At 58.2% G+C, this 21,727-nt stretch carries 22 protein-coding genes and 1 tRNA gene; 11 read left to right on the top strand and 12 right to left on the bottom strand.

What is annotated here, in order from left to right; translation table 11 throughout:
* Positions 1-6: 6 nt before the first annotated feature.
* The 3 genes from JJE66_RS28180 to JJE66_RS28170 are packed head-to-tail and all read right to left on the bottom strand — an operon-like array spanning position 7 to position 2,888.
* Entirely contained in the window at positions 7-450 is a 444-nt protein-coding gene (locus JJE66_RS28180; protein WP_200517709.1) for a GNAT family acetyltransferase, read from the bottom strand.
* A 2-nt stretch (positions 451-452) separates the two neighbouring features.
* The gene (locus JJE66_RS28175; RefSeq protein ID WP_200517708.1) at positions 453-1,880 is read right to left on the bottom strand and encodes an FAD-binding oxidoreductase; all 1,428 of its coding nucleotides are present in this window, start codon (positions 1,878-1,880) and stop codon (positions 453-455) included.
* A gap of 18 nt (positions 1,881-1,898) precedes the next feature.
* Complete coding sequence (locus JJE66_RS28170; protein ID WP_200517707.1) at positions 1,899-2,888, bottom strand: L-threonylcarbamoyladenylate synthase; 990 nt, start codon at positions 2,886-2,888, stop codon at positions 1,899-1,901.
* Positions 2,889-2,956: 68 nt separating this feature from the next.
* Between JJE66_RS28170 and JJE66_RS28165 the strand changes: the two genes are divergently transcribed.
* Positions 2,957-3,033: transfer RNA gene (locus tag JJE66_RS28165), tRNA-Pro, on the top strand.
* Positions 3,034-3,106: 73 nt separating this feature from the next.
* A complete protein-coding gene (locus JJE66_RS28160; protein WP_200517706.1) occupies positions 3,107-3,334 on the top strand; it encodes a hypothetical protein in 228 nt (75 codons plus the stop codon).
* A gap of 8 nt (positions 3,335-3,342) precedes the next feature.
* On the opposite strand, the gene JJE66_RS28155 is transcribed toward JJE66_RS28160, so the two are convergent.
* Positions 3,343-4,599: a hypothetical protein gene (locus JJE66_RS28155; RefSeq protein ID WP_200517705.1), complete on the bottom strand. Its 1,257-nt coding sequence runs from the start codon at positions 4,597-4,599 to the stop codon at positions 3,343-3,345.
* 657 nt (positions 4,600-5,256) lie between these two features.
* On the opposite strand from JJE66_RS28155, the gene JJE66_RS28150 reads away from it, so the two are divergent.
* Entirely contained in the window at positions 5,257-5,541 is a 285-nt protein-coding gene (locus JJE66_RS28150; protein WP_200517704.1) for a hypothetical protein, read from the top strand.
* A gap of 68 nt (positions 5,542-5,609) precedes the next feature.
* On the opposite strand, the gene JJE66_RS38520 is transcribed toward JJE66_RS28150, so the two are convergent.
* Positions 5,610-5,744 (bottom strand): hypothetical protein, encoded by a 135-nt coding sequence (locus JJE66_RS38520; protein ID WP_283818522.1) that lies wholly within the window; start codon positions 5,742-5,744, stop codon positions 5,610-5,612.
* A gap of 157 nt (positions 5,745-5,901) precedes the next feature.
* Here JJE66_RS38520 and JJE66_RS28145 point away from each other — a divergent pair, with 157 nt between their 5' ends.
* A complete protein-coding gene (locus JJE66_RS28145) occupies positions 5,902-6,417 on the top strand; it encodes a hypothetical protein (protein ID WP_200517703.1) in 516 nt (171 codons plus the stop codon).
* Here the strand turns inward: JJE66_RS28145 and JJE66_RS28140 are convergent.
* Positions 6,414-6,776: a DUF2442 domain-containing protein gene (locus tag JJE66_RS28140; RefSeq protein ID WP_200517702.1), complete on the bottom strand. Its 363-nt coding sequence runs from the start codon at positions 6,774-6,776 to the stop codon at positions 6,414-6,416. The genes JJE66_RS28145 and JJE66_RS28140 overlap by 4 nt on opposite strands.
* A gap of 794 nt (positions 6,777-7,570) precedes the next feature.
* On the opposite strand from JJE66_RS28140, the gene JJE66_RS28135 reads away from it, so the two are divergent.
* From JJE66_RS28135 to JJE66_RS28120, 4 genes are all read left to right on the top strand, one after another.
* Positions 7,571-8,695 carry a Fic family protein gene (locus JJE66_RS28135; RefSeq protein WP_200517701.1) on the top strand — a complete coding sequence of 375 codons (1,125 nt, stop codon included), beginning with the start codon at positions 7,571-7,573 and terminating at the stop codon, positions 8,693-8,695.
* 551 nt (positions 8,696-9,246) lie between these two features.
* Positions 9,247-9,894 (top strand): type IV toxin-antitoxin system AbiEi family antitoxin domain-containing protein, encoded by a 648-nt coding sequence (locus JJE66_RS28130; protein WP_200517700.1) that lies wholly within the window; start codon positions 9,247-9,249, stop codon positions 9,892-9,894.
* Complete coding sequence (locus JJE66_RS28125) at positions 9,887-10,759, top strand: nucleotidyl transferase AbiEii/AbiGii toxin family protein (RefSeq protein WP_200517699.1); 873 nt, start codon at positions 9,887-9,889, stop codon at positions 10,757-10,759. Before JJE66_RS28130 ends, JJE66_RS28125 begins: the two co-directional genes overlap by 8 nt.
* A 16-nt stretch (positions 10,760-10,775) precedes the next feature.
* The gene (locus tag JJE66_RS28120; RefSeq protein WP_200517698.1) at positions 10,776-13,058 is read left to right on the top strand and encodes a hypothetical protein; all 2,283 of its coding nucleotides are present in this window, start codon (positions 10,776-10,778) and stop codon (positions 13,056-13,058) included.
* Positions 13,059-13,095: 37 nt separating this feature from the next.
* On the opposite strand, the gene JJE66_RS28115 is transcribed toward JJE66_RS28120, so the two are convergent.
* The 3 genes from JJE66_RS28115 to JJE66_RS28105 form a co-directional block, all read right to left on the bottom strand.
* Positions 13,096-13,620 carry a hypothetical protein gene (locus JJE66_RS28115; RefSeq protein ID WP_200517697.1) on the bottom strand — a complete coding sequence of 175 codons (525 nt, stop codon included), beginning with the start codon at positions 13,618-13,620 and terminating at the stop codon, positions 13,096-13,098.
* 61 nt (positions 13,621-13,681) lie between these two features.
* A complete protein-coding gene (locus JJE66_RS28110) occupies positions 13,682-15,538 on the bottom strand; it encodes a TOPRIM nucleotidyl transferase/hydrolase domain-containing protein (protein WP_200517696.1) in 1,857 nt (618 codons plus the stop codon).
* Positions 15,539-15,629: 91 nt separating this feature from the next.
* Positions 15,630-15,890, bottom strand: coding sequence for a DNA-binding protein (locus tag JJE66_RS28105; protein ID WP_200517695.1), 261 nt, complete (start codon positions 15,888-15,890; stop codon positions 15,630-15,632).
* Positions 15,891-16,347: 457 nt separating this feature from the next.
* Here JJE66_RS28105 and JJE66_RS28100 point away from each other — a divergent pair, with 457 nt between their 5' ends.
* Positions 16,348-16,824: a hypothetical protein gene (locus JJE66_RS28100; protein ID WP_200517694.1), complete on the top strand. Its 477-nt coding sequence runs from the start codon at positions 16,348-16,350 to the stop codon at positions 16,822-16,824.
* A gap of 73 nt (positions 16,825-16,897) precedes the next feature.
* On the opposite strand, the gene JJE66_RS28095 is transcribed toward JJE66_RS28100, so the two are convergent.
* Positions 16,898-17,281: a hypothetical protein gene (locus tag JJE66_RS28095; protein ID WP_200517693.1), complete on the bottom strand. Its 384-nt coding sequence runs from the start codon at positions 17,279-17,281 to the stop codon at positions 16,898-16,900.
* 88 nt (positions 17,282-17,369) lie between these two features.
* Between JJE66_RS28095 and JJE66_RS28090 the strand changes: the two genes are divergently transcribed.
* Both JJE66_RS28090 and JJE66_RS28085 read left to right on the top strand, forming a co-directional pair.
* Positions 17,370-18,551, top strand: coding sequence for a PD-(D/E)XK nuclease family protein (locus JJE66_RS28090; RefSeq protein WP_200517692.1), 1,182 nt, complete (start codon positions 17,370-17,372; stop codon positions 18,549-18,551).
* 51 nt (positions 18,552-18,602) lie between these two features.
* The gene (locus tag JJE66_RS28085; protein ID WP_200517691.1) at positions 18,603-19,079 is read left to right on the top strand and encodes a hypothetical protein; all 477 of its coding nucleotides are present in this window, start codon (positions 18,603-18,605) and stop codon (positions 19,077-19,079) included.
* A gap of 155 nt (positions 19,080-19,234) precedes the next feature.
* Here JJE66_RS28085 and JJE66_RS28080 read toward each other — a convergent pair whose 3' ends face one another.
* Both JJE66_RS28080 and JJE66_RS28075 read right to left on the bottom strand, forming a co-directional pair.
* Positions 19,235-20,440 (bottom strand): phospholipase D family protein, encoded by a 1,206-nt coding sequence (locus JJE66_RS28080; protein ID WP_200517690.1) that lies wholly within the window; start codon positions 20,438-20,440, stop codon positions 19,235-19,237.
* Positions 20,441-20,590: 150 nt separating this feature from the next.
* Positions 20,591-21,718 carry a metallophosphoesterase gene (locus tag JJE66_RS28075; RefSeq protein ID WP_311979962.1) on the bottom strand — a complete coding sequence of 376 codons (1,128 nt, stop codon included), beginning with the start codon at positions 21,716-21,718 and terminating at the stop codon, positions 20,591-20,593.
* Positions 21,719-21,727 lie beyond the last annotated feature (9 nt).

Genomic DNA, 21,727 nt, shown 5'->3' with positions numbered 1-21,727 from the left:
TTGATCTCAGTTGCTTGCAGTGGTCTCGCGGCCGTCGAGCCATTTCTGGAACATCACCGAGGTGGATTCCTCGAAGCCCAGCGATTGATAGAACGCATTAGCCTGCGCGTTCCCGCGACGGACCAGCAGCTGAAGTTTTGCGATGCCGGCCTGGCGCAGCCAGTTTTCCGCGGCGGCCATGATCGCTCGGCCATGGCCGCGCTTGCGGCCATCAGGATCCACGGCAACGTAATAGACCCAGCCGCGATGGCCGTCATGGCCGACCATGACCGTCGCCACGATCGCACCATTGTCGCGGCCGATCAGCAGGGTGGAATTGTCGCGCCGCCGCGCCAGCGCGATGTCGGCATGCGGATCGTTCCAGGGGCGCGTCAGGCCGCAGCGCTGCCACAGCGCGACGACGTTCTCGACGTCGGAATCGTTGATCGCGTTGATCGTAAGCGCGGACATGCTCACAGCACCTTCCCCGGATTCATGATGCCATGCGGATCGAGCATCGCCTTGATCGCGTGCATCAGCTCGATCGCGGTCTTGTCCTTCACTTGCGGAAGCTCGTCGCGCTTGAGCACGCCGATGCCGTGCTCGGCCGAGATCGAACCGCCCATGCGCAGCACGATTGCGAACACCACCGCGTTCATCTCGTGCCAGCGCGCCAGATAATCCGCGGTGCTGGCGCCGATCGGCTGGCTGACGTTGTAGTGCAGATTGCCGTCGCCGAGATGGCCGAACGGCACCGGCCGTGCGCCGGGGATCAGCTTCACCACGGCTTCATTGGCCTCCGCGATGAAGGCGGGCACGGCGGCTACGGGAACGGAAATGTCGTGCTTGATCGAGCCGCCCTCGGGCTTCTGCGCCGACGACATCTCCTCGCGCAGCTTCCAGAAGCCGTTGCGCTGGGTGAGGTTGGCCGCGATCACGGCATCGTCGACGATCTCTTCCTCCATGGCGCGGGCGAGGATCGTCTCCAGCGGCGTGCGGGCGTCGTCGCTCGCGGAGGACAATTCCATCAGCACGTACCAGGGATGTTTTTCGGCAAGCGGATCGCGCACGTCGATGCCGTGGCGGACCGAGAAATCCACCGCCATTTCCGAGAGCAGCTCGAAGCTCGTCAGCGCGTTCGCAGCTTCGCTCTGCGCAATGGTCAGAAGCTTCAGCGCGGCCTCAGGCGACTTCAGCCCGACATAGGCGGTCTCGATCGCCCGCGGTTTCGGAAACAGTTTGAGCGTCGCCGCCGTGATGATGCCGAGCGTGCCTTCCGCACCGATGAAGAGGTTGTGCAGATTGTAGCCGGTGTTGTCCTTTTTCAGCTTCGACAGCACATTGAGCACGCGCCCGTCGGCGAGCACCACTTCCAGCCCCAGCGCCATCTCGCGCGCGACGCCATAGGCGAGCGCGGCGGTGCCGCCGGCATTGGTCGACAGATTGCCGCCGATGGTGCAGCTTCCTTCCGCGCCCAGCGACAGCGGAAACAGCCGGTCCACATCAGCCGCCTTCTGTTGCGCGATCTGAAGAATCACGCCAGCCTCGCAGGTCATGGTGTTCGACGCGGTGTCGACCTCGCGGATCTTGTCGAGCCGGCGCAACGACACCACCACCTCGCCGTTGTGCGGCGTCTGGCCGCCGACGAGCCCGGTGTTGCCGCCCTGCGGCACCAGCGCGATGTTGTGCGCGGAGGCGAGCTTGCAGATTTCAGAGACCTCGGTCGTCGAGCCCGGACGCAGCACTAAGGCCGAGCGGCCGTGGAACAGATTGCGCTCCTCGGTGACATAGGCCTCGATGTCCGTCGCGTTGGTGATCGCGTGCTTCTCGCCGACGATCTTGCGGAATTGGTCGATCAGCTCGGGCGCAAGCGGAGGAGTGGCAGATTTATTGATGTTCATTGTCTCGTCTCTTCGCTCCTATCTCGCCACTGCCGCGCGCCGCAGCCGGTCGTTGATGGCTTCGCCAAGTCCTTCTTCGGGAATCGTCATCACCGCGATCGCCCGCGGGCCCTTCGCATCAAGAGCGCGAAGATAGCCGAACAGGTTGGCGGCGGCCTCATCGAGATCAGCCGCGGGCGACAAATTCATGACAGAAGACGCAGCGTCAAGGCCGGGCAGGTGCGCGGGCCCGAACGCCAGCAGCGCTTCGTCCGGCGCAACATCCTGCGCATTGAGCCGCACGGTCGCGCGCGGCGCGTAATGCGAGGCCAGCATGCCCGGCGCCAGCGGCTGGCTGTCGTCGCTCCCGGCCTCCGCCGGCGGCCGCGCCAGCGCCACGCCCAGCACGGCCTCGATCCGTTCGCGCGACAGTCCGCCCGGTCGCAGCAGCATCGGCGTCTCAAAGCAGCCGACGATGGTCGATTCGACGCCGACCTCGACCGGCCCGCCGTCGACGATCAGGTCGATCCGCCCGCCAAGATCGCTCTCGACATGGGCCGCCAGCGTGGGCGAGACATGGCCGGAGATGTTGGCGGACGGCGCCACCACGGCCCCGCCAAAGGCGCGGAGGATCGCTTCCGCCACGGGATGGGCGGGAATACGGATCGCGACGGTGTCGAGGCCCGCGGTGGCGAGATCGGCCACCGGGCAATCGTCGGTCTTCGGAACCACCAGCGTCAGCGGCCCCGGCCAGAACGCCTCCGCAAGCTTTTTGGCCCGCGCGTCGAACCGCCCGATCCGCTGCGCAGCGGCGAGGTCGGCGACATGGGCGATCAGCGGATTGAACGCCGGCCGCCCCTTGGCGGCGTAGAGGTGGGCGATGGCGCCGGCGTTTCCGGCATCCGCCCCGAGCCCGTACACCGTCTCGGTCGGGAACGCGACCAGTCCACCGGCGGCCAATATCCGGGCGGCGGCTTCCGCGCCGGCCTCGCCGGCCGGTAAAATCAGCGTTTCAAGACTCGTTTTCACAGGGACAAAATTCCTCGGCTCGGCCGCTTGCGGTGCGTCACACCCGACGCTATAAGCCGGCCTCTTGTCGGAGTGTGGCTCAGCCCGGTAGAGCACTGCGTTCGGGACGCAGGGGTCGCAGGTTCGAATCCTGCCACTCCGACCATTATTTCAAGTACTTATAGTTTCGCTGTTTTTTGTGCGCAATGAAATGCGCAATGATTTGAGGCACATCAGCCATGCCCGTCGATCTTGAGGCGTACGCCAAGGACGTCGAAGAGCAGGTAAGGCAGATCCGCGACGATCTTGAACCGCTCGAAGCGGGAAAAATGACGATCGGGGAGCGCGAGGGAAACGGCCCCTGGCGCGATGTCACCCAGGACATGATCAAGCACCACAAGTCCTCCCTCCGGACCTACGAGCTGATTTTGGCCGACCTCAAGGCGCGAAAAGCTCGCGGCGAATAGGGCCCAACTCAGCGCCTTCCCCCAAACGCTTCCGCCGCCTCTTCCTGGAAGTCCGGGTGGTGATGGCCATAATTGGCCTCCAATTGCTCAACCGTCATTCCGAGCCAGCCGGCGGCTTCCCACATGTCCACGCCTGCCTGCATCAGCCAAGTCGCTGCGGTATGGCGTAGCGAATGCCGGACCACGTCATCGCCTAGCCCCGCATCCTCCAGAATGCCTTCCCAAGCTGACCTTATCTTCCCGGCAAGTGGCTGGCCGTCGTTCATGCGGTTCACGACGAACCTGATTTGCTCACCTTCCCCCATGACCCCAGCGGCGCGGAGTTCTGCCGACCGAGCATGGTCAATCCTGCGCCAACGAACCAAGTGGGGGCGCAGACGGCTGGCGATCTTTGCCGGCGGCCGCCGCTTCTTGGTTGACCGCTCCAGCGCCCCTTTGCCCTGGTAGACCATCGCCTCCAGGTTCATCCAAGGATGGGTTGTTGTTGGCAGCCACTGGGTACGCCGGATCGTCTCTTCGCGACGAGCGCTATAGATGCCAACTAGGCAGAAGCGCGCCGCAGGATAGCGACGACGAATGAGCCACCGTTCCCTGCGCACGAGCGCGCCGTCTTCCCTGCGCTTCCACGTCGACTGCTCCGTGTCCCACACGTAGCCGATTGCTGCACCAAGCAGGCGCGCGGCCTCATTGCGCGTCAGCCAGCGGTGTCGCCCCTCTGCCTTGCGAGGAAGAGTGATTTTCGGAACGACGCTGAGCGTGTGCTCGGCGTGGTAGGCGTTCACCGCAGCTCGCAAATCTTCAAGCCGGCGTCGCGCGGTTTGATCAGAGACAGTCCCGTTGCGCGGCTTGATGCCGGCTTTCCTATTATTGTCGTTCGCGGTGCCGGTAGACCAGTCGACAAAGTCACGGCAGAGCTGGGCTTTGAGCTCGCTGACGGTTTTGTCGCCAAAGAAATTGTTGAGATCGAGCAGGCGAATGAGCAGTAGGTCGTGCTGCGCCCATGCGCGTTCGTCGCTCTTAGTCTTGGGCCGCTTTGAAATCTCATAGGCTGTGAGAACGTCGGCTATTGCGAGGACGCTAGGGTCGGTTGCTCCGATCGTGCTGGTATGCCGCTCGCCGATGTAAGCTTCGAGCGCCTTCGCAGCTCCGTCAATCTCGTCGCGGCTGCGGCCTGTGCGGATTTGCCGGCCACGATCGAGGATGATCCAGGTTTCATCGTCCTCTCTAAACCAGAGTCGTGGCGGCTTGGCTTTGCGGCCCGGCATGACGGCTTCACTAATTTGCGGATTGCGCGAGGTGTCGTCAAATCTTTGCCTGCCACTTTGGCGATTTCAAGAGTCCCTGCGGTCGCCGCCCTGCGCAACGAGGATAATGTCAACGGACCGTGCGGAAAAAATACTGCAGCGGCCTCGACAAGGGTCATCACTTCGTCCTCTCCCCATTGGGTCGGATCGGGCCGTGCTTTTGCGCGGGCGAGCTTGTCGGTCTTACGTTTCGGCATGTCTTGAACGCCGTACTCATGAGGCCTTTGGCTCGGCCGCTAGGTCCAAGGCTATGCGAAATCTGCTCCTCGGGAAGGATTGCCTCTAAGCTGGTGCGGCAATCGGCGGTTCCGGAGTACGAATCGGACTGTTTCCGGACTCTTAATCCGCGGGTCGCAGGTTCGAGCCCTGGTGCGCCCACCAAACAAATCAAGACCTTAGCGAGAGAAACCGTTTGAGAGAGCCGAACTAAAACGGTTTTTCAAACGGTGTTTTTGGCGGCCAGCCGGCGAGTCCACTCTCGGCATTGTGATCTACTCTGTCCGTCTCGACGGAGCTCAACGCGACTCGAAGGCCGTCCGGCAGAACCGCTTCCTTGAAGTTGTATGCGGATGCTTGAAGTTGATGTGAACTCTTATGTTGTCAGGCCGATAAGCTCACGTGCGCCTCGCACCGCTGTACGATATCGCCAGCATTCTTCCCTACGACCACGTTGACCGGCGGAAGGTCAAGCTCGCCATGAAGGTCGGGGGCGAATACAAGCTCGACCAGATTGGTGCGCGTCACTGGCAGAAGTTTGCCCGCGTAACGCGCGTCGACGCGGACGAGCTTGTTGCAAGCCTGGTTTCCATGGCCGAACAGATCCCCGACCTCGTGACCGACACCCGCGCGCGCAAAAAGAGGGATTGGAGGCCGCCGTCATCGGCCAGTTGGCAACGGCTTTGAGCAAACGAGTCAAGGACTGCGCACGCCTTCTGAAGGGGGGCCTAGTGTTGGACTGTCTGCGAGGCAGATCAGCGCGGGAATGGCAGCAGCAGCATGATGATGATCGCCATAGGCATCGCGATGATCGCCACCGCATAGCCGGCGCCGTAAGACCAAACTGCGATGATCGCCGCGCCGCTGATAAGCTGACCGCTTGGACGCACCACCGTCTGCAGACCAGTCGCGATTGCAGAGGCACCGCAAATATAATGACGGTCGCGATCTATCTGCCATTTTTTATGGCACCGAGCGCAAGCTCCAAATAGTGCGAGATTTTTTCCGCCATGCTATGATGCAAGCGTCCGTTCATGGGCTGAGCAAATGAATACGGCAAGTGCTGTACCGGACTGGCTGCAATACGCGCAGGCGCTTGCACAGACGTTCGTTGTGCCACTGGTCGGATCAGCGATCACAGCGATCGGCGCTTGGATCGCTATGCAACAAATGCGCATTGCGCGTAAGAAGCTAGACCACGACCGCTATGAAAAACGGCTAAAGATTTTCGAAGCCGCACACGCGCTTCTTGCGGAAGCGGTCGTCAAGGACACGGTTTCAGATCCGGTGCTCAAGCGCTTCTTTGTCGATGTGAATGATGCGCCATTTCATTTCGGCGATGACATCGTCAAATACCTAGAGGAGCTGGGCACAGTTGCAAGCTCCGTCAAGGTCGGACAGGAGGCCCTGGCAGAGCTGACAGATGCCAAGCTTCGAGAGGAGCTAAAGGCCGATGTCAGCAAGAACTTGCTTTGGGTTCAGCAGGAACTGCAAGCCGGTAATCTCGTTCGCCGGTTCAGGCCGTATCTCGCGCTCGATCCGAAAAACGCCAATAAGCGCTAGCCACCGACATTTGGGGCGATCATCACGGACTTTGGCGCAAAGGGCGATTTGCTCGGCAGATGGTGCTTCAGCCCTAGCGGAACGGTCTGGGGATTCGCGGTGTACCACAAGAGCAAGGAGTCGAAATCTATCCCCTTGGGCCAAGTGAGCGCGCGGCCGTCGTGGGTCAGTTCCACATGATTGAAGAACTTCGGATCAGAAAACGACTTGAAGATTCCCTCTCCCACCATATGGCTGAAGTCGGCACGTGATTTAGCGCCATTCCGCCAAGTCAAAATCACGCTGCACGTCTTGAAATCAGGCGAAGCCTTATCAATGAGCGGCTCCGTCTCTCTGTCGTTCATGGGTAGTTCAGACATCTCTATGGAATCCTTCCGACAGGTAGACCGTTTTTCGCCTTACTCCACTCTCTCGATAAAGCCGCTGTGCGACTGCTCGCCCACTGAAGTACCGTTTGCAATTGTTGAGCCGACAAGGTGCAGTAGCTCACATTCAATGAGGGTATATCGATCACAGCTTGGCCGTGGCTCGTAACGGCAAAAAACTGCTGGGTGAGATACCCATACTTGATCTCGATCGATATCCCCGCAACAGTCGCCACCACTGCCATGTTGATGAGTTTCTCGGAGGCACCACGCCTAAAATCGGATTCAACGAACTGACTGGGACTCAATTTGGACAGCTTAGGAGCAGGAGTGGAACCCGTCAAATGGGGGGCGTCAGACCGGGCGCGCGACTTTGAGTTGTGCGGGGTAGCGGCTTTTCCGAATAGTTTCTGACGGTTAGACATTCTCGTCAGCCTTCAAAGGCCGCGCCAGTCGCCGTGCTCGTTCTGCAACACCGCCTGGAATTCGTGCCGGGTTAGCCCGGCCGGCGCACGCCAATCTCTTAAGTCCCCGAACCATAGCACCGTTCCGAAATCACCTGGAAACACAAATTCGGATGAGCGCCGACGGCGGCGCCGCGCCACTTGTTCTCTAGCTACACCTCAAGAGTTTCATTGGCGTTTCGCAATGGTTGGCATCTGGTTAATGGCAAGCAGGTGAGAGGCCAAGCTGCGGAGAATACGGGTCTTATTCACCGCATTTGGTGCGGCAAATGTCCTGGACTCTGCGGTGAATAAGGCGTATATTCTCCGCAGGAGGTGCGGAGAATGCAAACTTACGTCCATGAACTTGAAGGGTGGCCTGATTTCACGTGGGACAAGGGCAAACTTCTTCAGAAACTAGCCACTGTCCGTAACCGGCAAGGACGGCTTTCAGGACGTATGGAGGAACTCGGATTCAAGCTGAAGACCGAGGCCACGCTTGAAGCTCTTACTGAAGAAGTGACGAAGTCGAGCGAGATTGAAGGCGAGATCCTCAACCGTGATCAGGTACGCTCCTCAATCGCCCGCAGGCTAGGTGTTGATATTGGTGCTCTGACGCCTTCCGAACGCAATGTCGAGGGCGTGGTTGAGATGATGCTCGATGCCACCGGCAAGTACAGCACGCCCCTCACTTCCGAACGTCTCTTCGGCTGGCATGCCGCTCTCTTTCCGACCGGACGCAGCGGTATGAACAAAATCAACGTGGGCGCCTGGCGAACGGATCAAACCGGACCGATGCAGGTGATCTCAGGCGCGATCGGCCATGAACACGTGCATTACGAAGCACCCAAATCTGCCCTGCTCGCCGAGGAAATGAAAACCTTCATCGACTGGTTTAATGTGCAGCAAGACATCGACCCTGTGATGAAGGCGGCCATTGCTCACCTCTGGTTTGTCACCATCCATCCGTTCGACGATGGCAACGGACGTATCGCGCGCGCGATTGCCGATATGACACTGGCGCGTTCGGAGAATAGTTCGCAGCGCTTCTACAGCATGTCAGCGCAAATCCGTCAGGAGCGCAAAGCTTACTACGATATTCTCGAAGCGACCCAGAAGGGCGAGCTCGATATCACGGCATGGCTTGAATGGTTTTTGGATTGCCTCGACCGCGCCTTCGATACTGCCGACACCATCCTGGCCTCAGTTCTCAGGAAGGCACGCTTCTGGAAAGCCCAGGCTGGCCAGACCTTCAACGACCGTCAGCGCGCGATGATCGATCGTTTGTTCGACGGGTTTGAGGGGAAGCTTACAACCTCGAAATGGGCGACGCTGACGAAAAGCTCTCAGGACACCGCATTGCGCGACGTCGATGATCTAGTGGCTAGGGGCGTGTTGAAAAAAGATGCCGCAGGGGGCCGGAGCACTAGTTATGCGCTGATCGATGCGGACGGCGCCACCGACAAGTAATTTCGTGCTGGCTCAATATATATCGCACGCACCTTGAACTTCATATCAAGCCGTTTCTCGGCATCCGCAAGCTGTCTCAGCTAGCCTGCGACGCTTACAGAAACATTGCACTCCGAGGCGCAGCTCAATATTGGGGAATAACAGGTCGTAATTCTTGAGCCGTCCTTTATCCTTTTCAGCTTGCACCCATTCGTACGAACGGGAGAGGCAGTAGTCGGTCACGCCGATGGCGTGTAAAGTGGGACTTACCGCCTCAAGTGTATCGAGATAGGTCGACCAACTCGTTTTCCCGTACCGGTCGGCGAGAACCGTACCCGGCGCATGAATATGTGGCTCCCAACGGCGCCATTCCGATCCGCGATTCAAAGCATTTCCCCCTAATCTGGGTAAATCTCAGCCGAAGTTGTAGTTTGGCAAGGGTGAGAAAGGTTAGTCGATGGCTTAGCGCTTCGATTTAAAAATTAATTGTTTCCAATAACTTATGGCAATGAACGATACATTACCTTGCGCAATATCTTGACATTCGCAATGTTTTGTATCATATAGGTTCCATGAAAAAAGAACCGCAACGCCAGGAGGATAGGGCGATCTCGCTTCTCGAGAAGCGGGGCATGATGCGTCTTTCCGAATTCCTTGAGGAAGGCATCACATCGGCAACCATCTCCCGGATGGAGCAAAAGGGTGCGGTCAACCAACTCAGCCGCGGCCTCTACCAGCTCCCTGATGCGCTGCTGGACGGCAACCACTCACTCGCCGTCGCTGCCAAACTCATTCCCAACGGCGTCGTCTGTTATGACTCCGCGCTCGCCTTTCATGAACTGACAGACCGTATCCCCCCCTATGTATGGATGGCGATTGGTCCGCGCGATTGGCGGCCCAAGATTACTCGCCCTCGTATTCAAATCATGCGCTTCGGTACCAAGGAATTCGACAAGGGTGTTGAGCGTCACATTATTGAAGGCGTCTCGGTGCCGGTCTATACGCCAGCCAAGACCATCGTCGATCTCTTCAAGAGCGGCCAACGTCAAAAAGCGTTTTACAACGCACCCGCAGGCCTTGCGCACGCCACGCAAGCGATGAAGGACGCACTCAGGCTGCGCAAGGCGACACCTTCGGAGATCGCAAGATATGCCGTTGATGCCGGCATATGGGAAAAAATCGTTCAGCCGCGCCTGGAGACGCTGACCATGAATGCGTAAGCCGCTGAAGAATGTCGGAGCTTCGGTCCGTGCCCGCCTGCTCAATCTTGCGAAAGAGCGCAACGAGCCGTTCGATCTCCTGCTCACTCAGTATGCGCTTGAACGGTTGTTGTATCGGCTCAGCATCAGCAACTACAAGGACAAATTTGTTCTCAAGGGCGCGATGTTGCTGCGGCACTGGCTTGACGATCCGCACCGGCCGACCCGGGATCTCGATCTGCTCGGTTTTGGTGAGAGCGATCCGCAACTGACACTCGGTTTCTTCAAAGAGATTTGCGAAACCCAAGCTGACGATGGCGTCACGTTTGATACCGGTACGCTTGAGGTCGACACGGTCCGCGATGACTCCGGCTACAGCGGCTTACGTCTCAAATGCTATGCAACCATCGACGGCGCACGCATGCGCATCGTCATTGATATCGGTTATGGCGACGCCACCGAACCTGGTCTCAATGAAATCGAACTTGTGCCGTTGCTCGATCAACCGGCTCCAAAGCTTCGAGCCTATCCGCCGGAGACGGTCATTGCCGAGAAATTCCAGGCAATGGTCCATCTTGGCCTCGCCAACACGCGTTTGAAGGATTTTTACGATATCTGGGTGCTGGCCCGGACGTACGAATTCAAGGATGACCGGCTTGCGCGCGGAATACGCGCCACCTTCGACTGCAGGAAGACCGCAATCCCTACCACGCGGCCGGATGCCCTGAGTGAGGCTTTCGCGAACGATCCGACCAAGATCCAGCAATGGACTGCCTTCATCCAGGACGTGGCGATCGACCCTGGGCCTCTTGCCGTCGTCGTCGCCACGCTTGCTGCGTTTTTGATGCCTCATGCCGATCAGGCGCGGAGCCAAACACTCCGGTAACAGGATGTCTCGTAATATGCTCGCGGTCAGGTTGGCGAAGCTAAAATTCATTGCAGAAGAGCTGGTACTTGCCCGCCATCTTGCGCTGCACGCTCCGGATTCCTTCGATGCTCGCACACTTGCGCGACACATCCTTATAAGAGCCCGTGATTTTATCGAGCATGCGCGCGGCCTACGGAGGCCACTCAATCAGGCCGGGTTCGACACGGGCGCGTTTCATCGAACGAAGGAGGCCTATGGAACTTATTTCGACGAATACTTCAAGGTCTCGCGCGATCGGCTCGGCGCTCACCTGCAGGATTTTGATTTCGGCAAACGCCTGGAGCTCTGGGCAGATATTGAGATCAGCAAGATCAACTTCTTTGTTGACGGGGCACAGGAGATATATGAGGGCTTGGCGGCCCTGAACGTGCCCGGCTATTTGCCTTACGCCGATCCTCCCGAATTCAATGACGCCGCCCTGAAAGAAGAGCTTCTCGCCTTCCAAAGATCGAAAAAGGATGTCTCCGGCGTAGAACTAGGCGTCGATCCACTTGCGATGGCGCGTGACAATACCTCCGCATCTCTCAATTTTACGCCGGTTCATTCACGCGCAGGACAACTCGCTCTCATTCGCCGCTGGATCGGCATGCAAGCGGAGCTGCTCGAGAGGCTGAAGTCGTATCCTCGTATCGCAGGCCTGATCAAGGCTCGCATCATAACGGATATTGTCAGCTTCTGCGATTGTCTCGTGACACGCAGCGTATCTGCTGGCGCCCCGCAAGAGATGGACGGTCTGGACAGACTTGTCGCGGCCGAGCGGCAATCTGCAGCTCCCATAATCGACCTCGTGGCGGCATCGCATTTTGATGCTGAGCTTCAGATGGCGCGGCGGATTCGGGATAGCATAGGCGCACATCTCGAAATCGACGATTCATGCACTCTGGAATCTCTGGTCAACGACTTGAACGCGTACGACCTTGAAGAAGGCCTCACGTTCTATAAACGTGCGCTGGCGGCCTTTATTAAGCTTTGCTACGCCGTCATTTTTTTGCGGATGTACGCTGCGGATGGCAGGCGTATCCACGGTGTTCTCGCCGGCAACTCGCGCGCAGCACCTTTCTCTGGTGAAGCCCTCCCGCCCGCACAAAGACCGCCAACCCCTCCCGCAAATGATGATGAAGCGTATCACCAGAATCTAGGTCGTTGGCTCGATGGCGACGAAACACAGCGGGAGGAGGCTCGGTATTTTTTCTGGACCGCTTTTCTGGGATCGGACGTCATCGAGCCGATAGAGGAAGTCGAAGACCTCGGTTCGGGTAGTCGCTTCTGGACGAGACAGTACCGCAAGGTACACGCGTTCGTGGCTTCGGCCCTGGTCATGGATCACTTAAGCGATGCCGATTTCGCTGGTATCCTGGAGCTTGTACTTTCCTGCCGGAGCGGAGATCCTTATCCCCTCGCGGAGCTTCTTGTTCGGCAGGGCGAACAGCTCAATGAATTCCGGCAGTCGCTGATCTGTTACTCGCTTGGTGAGATCGGAAGTTCACCGCACGCTTCAGCTATTGCATTTTTGGAAACTCGCAGAAGAACTCCCTCTTGGGGCATGCGATTTCCGGCCACGCTCGCGCTCTTCAAGACTTTCATAAGATCGGAAGGACTTTTGCGCATCAACAACAAAGGAAGAACACCAGCCGATTACGACGCATTCGTACACGACCTGACCAATTCAATGAGTGAACCGGAGCTACTCATCTGTTTGCTCGCCTTTGCAAGCCTTCTCAGCGGACGACAACTAAACATTTTCCTTAAGCCGTTCGAGAACGGCTACAAGGCTCTTCAGCGTCGGATTGAGGTGCTTTGTCTGCCGTACCTGAAGGACAATGCGGCCGGAGACAAAGCACGGGTCCTCAAGCAGTTGATCGAAACCTACGACTATGTCGGCGTTGCGCTTATGGTCGCGGTGGATCTTGAAGGCGATCCTCGTGTGCTTCTAAGAGAGGGGCTTCTCAATTGTTGTTGTCGGGGTGAGGTGGCCACAGCCCCTCACGATCAGGCGAACCGACATCTGGCAATGTGCTTCTATCTCAAGAAGGAGCTTGGCCGTGCTCTTGAAATTGCGCGGGATATTGCGGACCGGAACCCCGATTTGGTCCCTGCTCAGATATTGGTCGCGCAAATCCTGGGCGACACGCCGGGCGCAGAAGACGAGACGAAGCGGACACTTGACAGGATCCGGCGCTCTTACAAGCTCGACACTGCCAATGAAGCTGATTTGGTTCACGTCGAACAAGAGATGACACGCCGTAGCGCCGCGTAGCGGATGTCGCACCTTCAGAAGATTGCACGAAATCGCCCTAGGTTCTCACCGGTCCGGTTTTCTGCGCCAATCCCGACTGTCGCAACCATCTCAGCGCAATGTCAGCCGGATCATTTTCAAGCTCCTGCGCCGCGTGAAACGATTTGAATGCCGCGGCACGGTAGCGGGCTTGATCATGGGGCAGTTGGTGCGCCACAGCGCCACGGAGGGAAAAGTATAGCTTCCAATCCGACGTATCCTTGTCGTCGTCGGTTAGAAGATAGGACATCAACGCAATCTGTTCGCCCGCCAGAAATGCCGCGCGATGCATATGGCCGTCCTGAACATCGATGCTCCTTTTCCATTCGCTCTTACGTCTTTTCTGATCGCCCTTGCTCTCGGGCATTCCGACGTAAGAGCGGGGTGGAGCAAGCCGCGTCGCGTTCGATGCAGCTTTCCAGTGCTCACAGGCATGACATAGCATCACGACATTGCGGAAGTGATTCCACATCGCGTCCGAAATCGGGCCTTGATCGAAGCCGGTCCAATTGATGGTTGGCCGCCAAAATTCGAGAACGTCCACGGATCTGTGTCCATAGTTGGGAGGGAGGAAAAGATAGAAACCAATTTGTATGAGTCGCACCCTATTTGGCCTTACGACGCTTGTGCAGTTGATAGGGATGCTTGCGCTTTGCCGCGGCCCCAGGGTGAAGCGTGCCAAAATAGCCGGTGAGCTGGTTGTACTGCCAGATCGCATGCGTCACCGGCTGGGGCTTTTCGACCGCGCGCTGCACGAGTTTTCCGAGAAACTTGATGATCGGCCGATGCTCCGCCTTGCGCCTCGTCGTGGGATCGAACATCAGATCGACCAGCACCCGTCCGAAAAGCGGCTTGTTCAGGTTCAGTCCGGTACGCTCCGCGTAGAGCACATCAAGCGTTCTGAGCTTGCCCTTGCGCTTCGGCTCGAGTGCGCTGTCGCGGCATTGCCTGATGTCACCCGCGGAAAACCGTGCCTTTCCTTCCGCGTAGATCGTAAGCGCCTTGGCGAGCTCGGCGTTGTTGAAATTATCCAGCTCGAAACAGAGCTTCCAAAGCTTGACGTAATCGGGCCGTGTGACCCGGCGATCGGACGAATGGATCGATCGCGCCTTGCGCAGGCCTTTTCCGATGTTGATCGGCGCGAGCCCTTCATTGTCGAGCAGAACGAAAGCGATGGTCTGATGGTGATGTAGATAGTCGATCAGCCGCCACAAGGCGCTGTAGGAGCTATCCTTGCCGCCGGTTGCGTTTGACACGCCGCCAACGCTCACGAGCTCGATACCCAGAACACTCAGGCTCGTCGCGTGCATCCTGTCGATCAGGCGCGGTACAATGGCGAGCTCCGTCTGGCCTTCCACGAAAAGAACGAGCTGGGCCTTCGGATTGAGGCCGAAATCGTTGGCGATGAGCTCAAGCGCCCGCAGTGGATCGTCCTCAACCGTGATGTCAGGAACCCGGTCAATCACGGCCCGACCGAGGTCTTCATACGGATCCAGACGTTCGCCGAAAGCGTCCTGGTAGAAGAGACGCAACATCTTGGCCATCTCGTCGAGGGTCCGCGCCTTGAGAGCATCGTCTTTCAAGCGTTGCCGCTTTGGTACCCGGACGAAACGCACCAGGAAGCGCCAGTTTTCGAGCGGATCGCCAGCCAGGCACTGCCGGAAGACGCGCTCGTAGAGACGTTTGAGCTCGGCTTTCTCGAGCCCCAGCGATGCTGCAACGCCCGTCGCATCCCATTGACGGGCCAATGCGTACCAGTCCCATTCCGTCCCGTGACGAGTGAAGTTGGAGATGGTTATTTGGCGTTCGTCGCCCTGGGTTCTCGGATAGTATCGATCGGAGATGATCTGACAGATCATGCTGATCGGGGGCTCGCTCGGACGCGCGTACCTTGCGACCTGTGCAGCGACATCGGAAAGGTCCGGCTTCAGGTTATCGCCCCAGTCGGGATCGATTGTCCCATCGTCGGAAAGCGCCCATTCAAGCTGAACGGTCGCGGTCAAATAGGTCAAAAGCTCGTCGAGCTCAAACAGCTGGAACTGCGAATAATAGGCCTCATGGCGCTCCGGCTCCGTGTCGATAGTTGCCCGATGCGGCGTGGTACAGTCGCGAGGATCCCAGGCATTGCCATGCTCGCGCCAACTCTGGACAACCCGCCGGCTGAAATCGAAATTCACCTTCTCAATGCGGATGTCGCCTTCCCAAGGCTCGCTTTTTGGCAAGAGGTCCATATAGGTGAATCTTTGTCCCCCCTCGAGCAGCTTGATTTTTTGCTCTACATCGATCCGGTAGACGCGCAGGACCGGAAGGAATAGGCCAAGGCGCTCGAGCTGGCGTGGCCGCTCGGCATCGAGCCGCATCTTACGCTCGCGGCAAAAGCTCAGGAAGTCGTGCGAGGGTAAGAGGCGGCAGACCCGATAGGCTTCGCGCTCGATGATGTTGCTGACGAACGATTCCGACAAGGTTAGACGATCCTTCGATCAACTCTTGGCCGCTCGAGCTTAGCAGCCCGCTCGCGGATTTAGCTAGAAGCTCTGCCATTGAAGCGGGCCACTACTCGCCGGGCTGGATAACACGGTTCTCTTGCGCTGCGATGAAATCCAGCAGCTTTGACTTGCGGGCGCAAAGCCTCGAGCCGAGCCTGAAGACCGGCAGCCGTGAAGATTCAGCCAGCCAGTAAACCTTGCGCCGGTTACGACCGCGCTGATCGTCGCTGGTCCCGTGAAACAGAAAGTCAGCGATGGCTTCCGTGCCCCTGAGTACGTCCTCGGCTAGCGAAACATCTTTCGTCTGTGGCGCGGCGTCTGGCTGCATGTCTCCCTCCCAAAGGTGCTAGTTGATCCAATCCTTCGCGTCGCGAAGGACACTGGCTGGCCAAGAGATGGGAAAGTTCGCTAGAACGTTGCTGACAGCAGGACTGGCCGCACTGCCAAAAACAGGTAACCCCTCCATCTTTTGAGCTCGCTCGGCCCAGTTAAAACGCCGAATGAACAGTCTCATTGTCTTTTTTTGGTAGCTGCAAATCAAACCAAAAAATGACGCAGTGCGAAAGGTTTACAACCGTTACGTGTTCATAACAATCGACATGCATGCGTATGTTGGCCGTAGTCGCTTGCCAAACATTGCGAGCCATTCCCAAAGATTCCGTTTGACGATTGGCGTTCCGAAACTTTCCAAATCACTACGGCTCGATTCCCAATCCTTTCGTACCTGCTATCTGCACCGCTCCGCTAGCCTTGGGTTCAATCAACCCAAGCAAAAGGAGACAGTCATGAAAGTCGTCACTATCGGAAAAAGACTGGTCGCGGTCGATCAGGTCGCGTTCGTCGAGGCCTTCGATCCGTCAGCCAATCCCGAGTTCAAGCCGGAGAAGGAGTTCAAGGCGCGCCTTGTCCTTCTCAATCGCGACATCGTCCTCACTGAGCAGACGCCCGAGGCGTTCGCAGCCGAACATGAGCTGCACCTGTTCACGGAGGACGGTGTTGCGGTCAACCGGGATATCGCGTTCCGGGTCGAGACCTTCGAGCCGACCGAGAGCTTCAATCCGGTGAAACCTTACAAGACGCGGCTCAAATGGAAGGACCTCGCCGGCGGGGAGCAGAGCAAACTGCTGCTCACCGTGCCCGAGACTGTCATCGCCGAGCTTCTCGGCGCCAAGGAGGAGTTGGCCAAGGCGGCCAAACCTCCGGCAAAGCGGCCCAGGCGGGGCCGCACCGGTTCGCGGCGCATGGAAGCGTTTCGGACCTAGCTCCGGTAGCCAGTGAAGTCAGCAAGTCAGGCCCCGGTTGGGAAATCCCGCCGGGGCCTTTCTGCTTCTGGCCTCAGAAATGAAAGCCGCGCCAGTTCATGACGCGGCGAATGTTTTCCAGGCTCGTTAGCGCATTCAGTCGCTCGACCGTCCCGGATTCGTGTTGTGCCAGACCCTGCTCAAGCTCAGCCGCGAGATCACAAAGCTCGTCCCGCGTGCGGTGCATGAGTTCGCTGATTGTCCAAAGTGGCATTGTCTCCTCCATCGTTTGACCGCCAATCGCGGCCTTGAACGGAGACCTTGCGACGGAGGAGGCGGATGCACCGCACAGCGGCCGGAACGCGGCGGAGGAGTGCCCTTGCACTTGCAGCCATGAGCCGACGAAGGTGCGATAAGGCGAAGAAGGACGTATGGCGTGAAATGATGAGGTCACGTCCCTTTGGAAATCCGAGGTCATCGCCTCATGGGGGATATTGATGATTTGCGCTTGAGATGGGTGCGCTCTCGAAGCTAGTCTCGTATCCACAACTGGGGCGGGTACGATCGTGAGCGAGGAAGTTGACCTGGAGACGCGGCTGGCGGCTGCTATCACGGATCCGGATTTCGAGAAGCTTGAACTGGCGATGGGCGATCCCAATATTTTCCGCGCGTTGGCGATCGAGCGGCAGGAAATCCGGCATTCGAATTTCTTCGCCTACCTGCTCGACCCGGGCGAAAATCACGGTCTCGGCGACATTCTGCTGCGCAAATTCCTCCGCGACATTTTCGCCGACAGCCGGGCGCAGGGACGCACACTGTTTGATGCCGATCTGATGGATTTCAGCGATGTCGATGTACGGCGCGAGTGGCGAGGCATCGACATCCTGATCGATTTTCCCAACGACGTAATCGTCGTGGAGAACAAGGTCGATTCGTCGGAGCACTCGCAGCAACTCAGCCGCTACAGAGGCATCGTTGATGGAGAATTCGGTGCCAAGCAAAAACACTTCGTCTTTCTGACGCCGCTCGGTTCAGACCCTGTCGATGAGAGCGATCGAAAAGTCTACATCAACTATTCTTATGAGCAGATAGCCGGCATACTCGCCAACGTACTCGAACTCTATCGCGACTCCATAAGCGACAAGATGGGCCTTTATGTTGAGGATTACCTGACCACCATCAATCGTGAGCTCCTCATGAACGACAAGCTGAATGACCTCGCACGCAAGGTTTACAAGGCGCATAAGTCCGCGTTCGATTTCGTCTTCGAGAACCGTCCCGATCCGGCCAGCGTCCTTTATCCATATTTCGAGGAGGAATTTAAGGCGCGCGGTTTCGTGATCGGGTCGCGCAACAAGGGGTATGTGCGCTTCACATCCCGGGAGTTGGCGGACCGGCTGCCGCGGATAGCGGGTGTAGGTTGGCCCGATAAGGAGGTGTTCCTGTTCGAGATCGACTATTTCTGGTCAGATCAGAACGCCGTTGCCAAGGCAATTATCTCGCCGGGGAATGAGGAGCTGCGGGAGACGATCCTGTCAGCTGCTAAGGACCTGAAGTCCTACCGCAAGCCTGAAGGAAAAAAATGGTCTTCCTTCTATCTGAAGAAATCCAAGTTTGTGGCGTCGGAGGTCTACAATGAGGATGAGGCCGAGATCAAAGCCAAAGTGAGGAGAGTCGTCGAAGCCATAGAGGCGGATGCGAACGAGATATTTACGACCATTGCAAAGGCACTACCGCCAGCGGCGTAGTGGGGCCGTCGGCCGTTCACCGCATCGGTGCGCAAGTCGTCGGATGGCTCCATGGTCAGGAAAACGCAAGGGGGCCCACTCAAAGTATCGAGCGTCTGCTACATCCTGCAGATCGAGGATTGGAACTGGAGCTACAGCTTCGGCGTGAATGAGCCTCGCTACAATGGCCGGACTTATGGCGACTACCGCCATATCGTGGTTCGCGCGGAAGTTCTGCTGCCCAGTAAGCTCAAGCTGAAGGCCAGAACGGCAGAGCTGACCTTCATGCCGGATGTTCAGCTGGCTAATATCGAGCAAAAGCGCGAGCATCGACCTACAGGCGTGGGCTATATCGATGTCCGCGAAGCGAGGCTGACCGGGGGCTTCTCCATGTCCGCCGACGCACTAGGCCCGGTCATGCAGATGCTAGTCGCGGGACGCTTCAAGTACATTGTTCTTGATGGGGAGAGGTTGCGGTACCGGAAAGCTCGTATCCGAAATTATCGGTTCGAGACGCAGATCGCCCTGGACGAGTATCCAGATGATTGATCTGGCCAGAACGTTTGGCGCGCCTGTCCGAGCCCGGTTCAAAGGCGAGAAATGAATGCGGAGCCCTCAGCATCAGCGACTTCAAAAGCTGGCCACAGCACGGCGTGTCTGGCCCTAATCAGACGCCGACGTCCGTCAACGGTCGCCGGCTTCCCTCAATTCCCCTTTGGTTTGGGTCTGTAATAGAGAGAATCCAAAAAGGCTGCCCTACCATCCCAGATGGCACCTGCTCTGGCGGCAGCCGGTCGGGACGAGGTCCACCATCGGGAGATCATAATGTGCTCAATCACACAGTCCCAATAGCGTTCATAGTCGTGATGGCCGAGCTTGATGCCAAACTCTTCGCAGAGACGGTCCCGGTTCGGCGAGTCAAGACAGACGAAATAATCCGGTCGCTTCATTGCCAGCAACCGCGTCGCGGTTGCCAGGCCATGACCCCGCTTTTGCGGGAAGGCCCCGAGATAGGCTGCAATATAGTCGAGATAGTGCTCGCGACGGACTTCTCCCCTTAGCGGTATCGCATCGAGCGCCTGCGACAGGGCTAGACTGTTGTCCTTGACGAGCACGGGGAAGATGCGTGCAACTCGCATCGAGCCGAACCAACCCCAAGGGATATCCCCGTCTGGAGCAGTTCCCGCAATGCCCCGGCGTTCCGGTGTGGACATCCGCGACAGAGATCCCTTGGCCTCAAACAGACGGCGCGCCTCATTGAGTACCGCGGTCCGCTTATCAACGGCACGCTGCCGGTCTCGCAGGACCTTCTGATAATAGGCGCTCCATGACATCTTCAGGAGCGGAATTCGCAAAACCGGTTTCGCCCCGCGCTTGTCAGAGAAGCCACCCGCTATCCCTTTCTGCCGCTGGCGAGACAGATTCCACAGGAAGCGATACTGTTCGAGATCATCCGGATCGAAATAATCTCCGGACCCCCAATAGCCTTCCAGCGCCTTGTCGAGCTTTCGCTTTGTCGCAGCGCTACGATCATCGCCAGCCTCGAAGAGCAGGCAAGCCTCCGTATTCATACTGAAAGCGGCGGCCGTAAAATTAGCGCTTCCGATCAGGCACGACCAATCCTCGTCCGAACTCTCAAAGAGATAAAGCTTCGGGTGGAATACACCCGAGCTGTCCATCGCGAACCTTACGCGTTTGTCCTTCAAGAAACGCTCAATGAACGACGGATGGGTTTGATAGAAGTGGATGCCGACCGTTGCGCGCCGGATCTTATGCTCATGCTTGAGAAGTTGTTCGTACCCTGGAAAGCCATGCGAGGCCCATGCGACCGCAAATGACAGCCTTTTATGACGAACGAGTAGCTGGCAAAAAGCCGCTTCAAGCGATGAAGGCGTGGTTAGCAAGCGCATCAATTCACTGTGCGGGCACGAGCCGTTTTGGTCAACCGGGTTGTGGGCGCACCCGGCTTTGCCGGGCGGCCTCTACGCCACCGGTCGGCGGGATGGCGCGGAGTCTAAGGTCTCCGCCCTGCCGCGTCACGATCCTTCGCGCCATATCGACTAGCTCGGAAAGAACGGGCGATTGAGTTCGAGCACGCGCTCGGCGGGGGCGTACCAGCCCTGTGCGGCATGGCTGTCATCGTGAAGGTAGCAGCGGACACGGACCAGCGGCGAGCCGGCCGTGAACGTGAAGTGGCGGCTCATGGGCGGGCAGGTCACGAATGAATGATATTTCGAAAGTTGCGCGCAGTTGACGAAACTGGTCTTCCATTTGCGCTCGACATGGCTACGCCCGTTGACGATATCGGTTGGAAATGTGTGGGTGTGTCCGCCGAGCCAGATGTCGATACAACCGGGATGTTCGTCCAGGTACTGTTCGAACCTTTGCGCCTTGGGCTGGTCGTCGACGAAATACAGATAGGAGGCCCCCTCGGGTACGCCGTCGACGCCGTGGTATCGTCCGTGACGATAGCTGCCGTCGGGATATTGCGAGACGCCTTCGAAGTCACCCGACGCTACGGTGGTCTCGCGCAGCATGTGGTGATGGCAGCTCAGAATGATCGTATCATCCCCCGCGCTCTCGACGTGCTTGCGCCACCAGTCCCAGGTATCGCCGGTCACGGCGCCGGCAGGCGAGCCGCCCCCGGTCTCGCGGCGACCGACTGGATAGGGAAGGTCGTTGCGGTCGCTCATCATCAGGAACAGGATATTGCCGACTTTGAAGGAATAGCGCTCCCAGGTGCCCTCAATTGGGTAGGGCCGCCGCGAATTATCGACACCGGAGTTTTCGGTATTCTCTCCCATGGGATCAACCCACTTCCTGAACCACCAGTTTTCTCTCCCCGGAGAAGCGTCGTGATTACCCCCGATCGAATAGATATGTTCGCGGCTATGGTTGCGCAGAACGGAGAACTGACGCGCGACTTCGCGACCCTGCTTGTCGTCCGGCAGATCCCATAGACCGGCATTGTCGCCGAGATCGAGGGCGACATCCCACGGAAAGGCGGGGCCACCAAGCTCGCCGCCATTCTCCGATTGCTTCAGCGCGGAGGCGAGACTCTCCGGGTAGCCGGCCGGCGGCATGAATTCCATGCCATTGCGGATCGCGGCTGACACGGCCTTGTCGGTGGCGACGTGTGCGTCCGAGAAGACCCAAAGGTGAAAGGTGTCGCTGGCAGGTTTTGTCACGGGAGAGCC

It is taken from the genome of Bradyrhizobium diazoefficiens, assembly GCF_016612535.1.
Classification (GTDB): domain Bacteria; phylum Pseudomonadota; class Alphaproteobacteria; order Rhizobiales; family Xanthobacteraceae; genus Bradyrhizobium; species Bradyrhizobium diazoefficiens_C.
Note: the sequence above shows the minus strand (reverse complement) of the source record. Positions and strands in the feature narration are given on the sequence as shown.